Genomic DNA, 6,512 nt, shown 5'->3' with positions numbered 1-6,512 from the left:
TGGCGCGCGGTCGCGCGTTCCTACCCGCCCCCCAGCCCCCCGCACCCCGCGGGGGCTGAGCCCGCCCGCGCCCGGGCCCACCCCCGACCGCCTTGTGCCGCTTCCTGGAGGTCCCGGGCGGGCGCCGTTAGCCACGACAGACGTGGGGGAGATGACCACTTCACTGTCCGGCGCCCCGCCCCCGGTCCGTCCGGGAAGCGGCACAGGAACAGCCTGGCGGTACGGGCGGGTGCCGCGCATCGGTACCGCCTCGTACCCGTATACGCATTTCGCGGGAGTGGGCTTGATCGGTATACGTAGCGGAAGGGCGCGGCCGCCCCGCTACGTCACCGGCGCCTTCGCCCTCAGTACCGTGAGGAACTCCCTCATCCACCGGGAGTGATCGGGCCAGGCGCGGGCCGAGACCAGTGTGCCGTCGACCACCGCCTCCGCGTCCTGGAAGGTCGCGCCCGCCGCCTGCATGTCCATCTCCAGGGCCGGATACGCCGTGACCCTGCGGCCGGTCAGGCCGCCGATCGCCGCCGTCAGGAGCGGGCCGTGGCAGATCTGGGCGACCGGCTTGTCGGCGTCGAAGAAGGATTTGAGGATCTTGCGGAGCTCGGGGTCGTTGCGCAGATACTCCGGGGCCCGGCCGCCCGGGATCACCAGGGCGGCGTACTGACCGGGATCCACTTCGGAGAAGGCGAGGTCTGCGGGCCAGGTGTAGCCGGGCTTCTCCGTGTACGTGTCGAAACCTGGCTCGAAGTCGTGCACCACGAACTGCAGCTTCTTGCGGGCGGGGGCGGCGATGTGCACGTCGTACCCCTCCTCGCGCAGCCGCTGGTAGGGGTAGAGGACCTCCAGTGACTCCGCCGCGTCACCGGTCACTATCAGGATCTTGGCCGCCATCGGTGCTCGCTCCCCAGGTGAGGTCTGCCCGTCGGGTCTGCTTCAACTGTCCGTCCGTCCCGCTCAACGTGCATCCGCCCGTCCGGTTTGCCAAGGGGGCCGACAGCCGACGGATGGCGGGAAGTCTCTGTGCAGACTGTCAAAGTTGCACCCCCTCTTTTGTACACATACGGCTCATGACGAGTCCCGGGTGCGGGGCGATAGCCTTGACCCGTGATCAGCGCGATATCCCGCGGGGGCGCGAGCGCCCCCGTCCTGCGCCCGGGGAACACGGATGACATCCGTGCCCGGGCCGTCGCTGACGCTTCTTCGCGGTGCGGCCAGCCAGATCACCTCGGCCACCGGTCGGCGAACCCGCCGGCCGTGCCGACAATGGCGCATAACCGCCCGCTCATCTCTCACCGCGGCATAACGTCGACTTCGACCGGAGACCCCGCGTCGTGGCGTTACGTCGAATCACTTCCTTCTACGTCACGCAACGGCGCGCGACAGGAGTCAGAGGACAATGCAGACCAAGCTGGACGAAGCCAAGGCCGAGCTGCTCACCCGGGCAGCCCGCGTAGCTGAGAACAGCCCGGTTGGGGGGCGCCTACCGAACGGGGCACCCACCGGGTCGAAGGGCGACGAGGCCACACCCGACCAGGACACGGTCCTCGCGTTCCTCCAGCGCTACTACCTGCACACCGCCCCGGAAGACCTGGCCGACCGTGACCCGGACGACGTCTTCGGAGCCGCCTTCTCCCATTACCGGCTGGCCGAGAACCGCCCCCAGGGCACGGCCAACGTCCGGGTGCACACCCCGACCGTCGAGGAGAACGGCTGGCAGTGCAGCCACTCCGTCGTCGAGGTGGTCACGGACGACATGCCCTTCCTTGTCGACTCGGTCACCAATGAGCTCTCCCGGCAGGGGCGCGGCATCCATGTCGTCATCCACCCCCAGGTCGTGGTGCGACGGGATCTGACCGGCAAGCTGCTCCAGGTCCTGACGACGGATCTCGGTGCCGAGCGTCCGCATGACGCGGTCACCGAGTCGTGGATCCACGTCGAGATGGACCGCGAGACCGACCGCGCGGACCTGAAGCAGATCAGCGCCGATCTGCTCCGGATCCTGTCCGACGTACGCGAGACCGTCGAGGACTGGGAGAAGATGCGCGACGCCGCGCTGCGCATCGCCGATGAGCTCCCCACCGAGCCGACCGCCGACGACCTGCGCGACCAGGAGGTCGACGAGGCCCGCGAGCTGCTTCGCTGGCTCGCCGACAACCACTTCACCTTCCTCGGCTTCCGCGAGTACGACCTCACGGACGACGACTCGCTGACCGCCGTCCCGGGCACCGGCCTCGGTATTCTGCGCGCCGACCCGCAGCACGGCGGCGAGGACCACCACCCGGTGAGCCCCTCCTTCAGCCGGCTGCCCGCGGACGCGCGCGCGAAGGCCCGTGAGCACAAGCTTCTGGTGCTGACCAAGGCCAACAGCCGCGCCACCGTGCACCGGCCCAGCTACCTCGACTACGTCGGCGTGAAGAAGTTCGACGCCGAGGGGAACGTGATCGGCGAGCGGCGGTTCCTCGGGCTCTTCTCGTCCGCCGCCTACACCGAGTCCGTCCGCCGCGTGCCGGTCATCCGCAAGAAGGTCGACGAGGTCCTCAAGGGCGCGGGCTTCTCGCCCAACAGCCACGACGGCCGCGACCTGCTCCAGATCCTGGAGACGTACCCGCGCGACGAGCTCTTCCAGACCCCGCCGGATGAGCTCCGCGCGATCGTCACCAGCGTCCTCTACCTCCAGGAGCGCCGCCGGCTGCGGCTCTACCTGCGCAAGGACGAGTACGGGCGCTACTACTCCGCCCTGGTCTACCTGCCCCGCGACCGCTACACCACGGGCGTACGGCTGCGGATCATCGACATCCTCAAGGAGGAGCTCGGCGGCACCAGCGTCGACTTCACCGCCTGGAACACGGAGTCGATCCTCTCCCGGCTGCACTTCGTGGTCCGGGTCGCGCCGGGCGGCGGTCTGCCGCAGCTCACCGAAGCCGACACCGACCGCATCGAGGCGCGGCTCGTCGAGGCCGCCCGCTCCTGGGCCGACGGCTTCGCCGAGGCGCTGACCGCGGAGTGCGGCGAGGAGCGCGCCGCCGAGCTGCTCCGCAGCTACTCGGGCGCCTTCCCCGAGGGCTACAAGGCGGACCACACGCCGCGCGCCGCCGTCGCCGACCTGGTGCACCTGGAGCGGCTGAAGGCCGGCCACGAGGACTTCGCGCTCAGCCTGTACGAGCCGGTGGGCGCCGCCCCCGGTGAGCGCCGCTTCAAGATCTACCGCTCGGGCGCCCAGGTCTCCCTCTCCGCCGTGCTGCCGGTGCTGCAGCGCCTCGGCGTCGAGGTCACCGACGAGCGTCCGTACGAGCTGCGCTGCACGGACCGTACGAACGCGTGGATCTACGACTTCGGGCTTCGCCTGCCCAAGTCCCAGAACGGCAACGGCGACTACCTCGGCGACGACGGCCGCGAGCGCTTCCAGGAGGCCTTCGCCGCCGCCTGGACGGGCGAGGCCGAGGTCGACGGCTTCAACTCGCTGGTCCTGCGGGCCGGGCTCAACTGGCGCCAGGCGATGGTGCTCCGCGCCTACGCCAAGTACCTGCGCCAGGCGGGCTCCACGTTCAGCCAGGACTACATGGAGGACACCCTCCGCAACAACGTCCACACCACCCGGCTGCTCGTCTCGCTCTTCGAGGCGCGGATGTCCCCGGACCGCCAGAGCGCCGGGACCGAGCTGACCGACGGGCTCCTGGAGGAGCTTGACGGGGCGCTCGACCAGGTCGTCAGCCTGGACGAGGACCGGATCCTGCGGTCCTTCCTCACCGTCATCAAGGCGACCCTGCGGACCAACTTCTTCCAGAGCGCAAGCGAGGGAAGCGACAAGAGGGGTCAGGAGGCGGTGGGCGGCAAGCCGCACAACTACGTCTCCATGAAGTTCGACCCGCAGGCCATCCCCGACCTTCCCGCGCCCCGTCCGGCGTACGAGATCTGGGTGTACTCGCCGCGTGTCGAGGGTGTGCACCTGCGCTTCGGCAAGGTCGCGCGCGGCGGTCTGCGCTGGTCCGACCGCAAGGAGGACTTCCGTACCGAGATCCTCGGCCTGGTCAAGGCGCAGATGGTGAAGAACACCGTCATCGTGCCGGTGGGCGCCAAGGGCGGCTTCGTCGCCAAGCAGCTGCCCGACCCGGCCGTGGACCGCGACGCGTGGCTGGCCGAGGGCGTGGCCTGCTACAAGACGTTCATCTCGGCGCTGCTCGACATCACCGACAACCTGGTCGCGGGCGAGGTCGTGCCCCCGGCGGACGTCGTCCGGCACGACGAGGACGACACGTACCTGGTGGTCGCCGCCGACAAGGGCACCGCGACGTTCTCGGACATCGCCAACGAGGTCGCCGAGTCGTACAACTTCTGGCTCGGTGACGCCTTCGCCTCCGGCGGCTCGGCCGGCTACGACCACAAGGGCATGGGCATCACCGCCCGCGGCGCCTGGGAGTCCGTCAAGCGGCACTTCCGGGAGCTGGGCACCGACACCCAGACCGAGGACTTCACGGTCGTCGGCGTCGGCGACATGTCCGGTGACGTGTTCGGCAACGGCATGCTGCTCTCCGAGCACATCCGGCTCGTCGCCGCCTTCGACCACCGGCACATCTTCATCGACCCGCGGCCTGACGCCGCGACGTCGTACGCGGAGCGCCGCCGCCTCTTCGAGCTGCCGCGCAGCTCCTGGGCGGACTACAACAAGGAGCTGCTCTCCGCGGGCGGCGGGATCTTCCCGCGCAGCGCCAAGGCGATCCAGCTCAACGCGCACATCCGTGAGGCACTCGGCATCGAGTCGGGCGTCGCCAAGATGACCCCCGCCGACCTGATGCGGACCATCCTCCAAGCCCCGGTCGACCTCTTGTGGAACGGCGGCATCGGCACGTACGTGAAGTCGTCGGCCGAGGCGAACACGGACGTCGGCGACAAGGCGAACGACGCGATCCGTGTCGACGGCGCCGATCTGCGCGTCAAGGTCGTCGGCGAGGGCGGCAACCTCGGTCTGACCCAGCTGGGACGCATCGAGTTCGCGCGCACCGGCGGGCACATCAACACCGACGCCATCGACAACAGCGCGGGCGTGGACACCTCCGACCACGAGGTGAACATCAAGATCCTGCTCAACGCGGTCGTCGCGAACGGCGACATGACCGTCAAGCAGCGCAACAAGTTCCTCGCCGCGATGACCGACGAGGTCGGGGAGCTGGTCCTGCGCAACAACTACGCGCAGAACACCGCCCTGTCGAACGCGGTCTTCCAGTCGCCGTCCCTGCTCCACGCCCACCAGCGCTTCATGCGGCGCCTGGGCCGCGACGGGCATCTGGACCGGGGCCTGGAGTTCCTGCCGGCCGACCGGCAGATCCGCGAGCTGCTCAACTCCGGCCGCGGGCTCAGCCAGCCCGAGCTCGCCGTGCTCCTCGCGTACACGAAGATCACGGCCGCCGACGAGCTGATCCAGACGTCGCTGCCGGACGACGCGTATCTGCAGCGGCTGCTGCACGCGTACTTCCCGCAGGCGCTGCGCGAGAAGTTCCCCGAGCAGGTCGACGGGCACGCGCTGCGTCGCGAGATCATCACGACGGTGCTCGTCAACGACACGGTGAACACGGGCGGTTCGACGTTCCTGCACCGTCTGCGCGAGGAGACCGGGGCCTCCCTGGAGGAGATCGTCAGGGCGCAGCTCGCGGCCCGTGAGATCTTCGGTCTGAGCAAGGTCTGGGACGCCGTCGAGGCGCTCGACAACGTCGTGGCGGCCGATGTCCAGACGCAGGTCCGGCTGCACTCGCGCCGGCTCGTCGAGCGCGGCACGCGCTGGCTGCTCAACAACCGGCCGCAGCCGCTGCAGCTCGCCGAGACCATCGAGTTCTTCAGCAAGGGCGTCGCCGAGGTCTGGTCCGAGCTGCCGAAGCTGCTTCGCGGCTCCGACCTGGAGTGGTACGAGGGCATCCGCGACGAGCTCGCGGGCGCGGGCGTCCCCGACGAACTCGCCCAGCGGGTCGCCGGGTTCTCCTCGGCCTTCCCGTCGCTCGACATCGTCGCGATCGCCGACCGCACGGGCAAGGACCCGATGGCCGTCGCCGAGATCTACTACGACCTCGCCGACCGGCTGCGGATCACCCAGCTCATGGACCGCATCATCGAGCTGCCGCGGGCCGACCGCTGGCAGTCGATGGCGCGCGCTTCGATCCGTGAGGACCTGTACGCGGCGCACGCCGCCCTCACGGCGGACGTGCTCTCCGCGGGGAACGGCGAGGCCACTCCCGAGCAGCGGTTCAAGGCCTGGGAGGAGAAGAACACGGCGATCCTGAGCCGTTCGCGGACGACGCTGGACGAGATCCAGAGCTCGGACGCGTTCGACCTGGCGAACCTGTCGGTCGCGATGCGGACGATGCGGACGCTGCTGCGTACGCACTCGTAGTACGCCGCACGCCGAGGGGCGCCCACCCACGCGGGGACCCGGGGGCCCCGCGAGGCGATGCCGCCCTCGCCAAACCCCCCCCCCCCCACCCGGGGGGGTTACCACACAGGCCCCTCCCACGACACCGGCCGGTGCG

2 protein-coding genes are annotated in these 6,512 nt (G+C 69.8%); one reads left to right on the top strand and one right to left on the bottom strand.

The annotated features are described in order from the left end of the window. Window positions 1–321 precede the first annotated feature (321 nt). Window positions 322–888, bottom strand: coding sequence for a DJ-1/PfpI family protein (locus ACFWY6_RS21640; protein WP_266866320.1), 567 nt, complete (start codon window positions 886–888; stop codon window positions 322–324). Window positions 889–1,393: 505 nt separating this feature from the next. Here ACFWY6_RS21640 and ACFWY6_RS21635 point away from each other — a divergent pair. Continuing rightward, a complete protein-coding gene (locus ACFWY6_RS21635) occupies window positions 1,394–6,376 on the top strand; it encodes an NAD-glutamate dehydrogenase (protein WP_384692728.1) in 4,983 nt (1,660 codons plus the stop codon). The last annotated feature ends 136 nt before the right edge of the window (window positions 6,377–6,512 follow it).

The organism is Streptomyces sp. NPDC059037 (assembly GCF_042740015.1).
GTDB lineage: Bacteria > Actinomycetota > Actinomycetes > Streptomycetales > Streptomycetaceae > Streptomyces.
The sequence above is the reverse complement of the archived record's forward strand: the minus strand, read 5'-3'. Positions and strand labels throughout refer to the sequence as shown.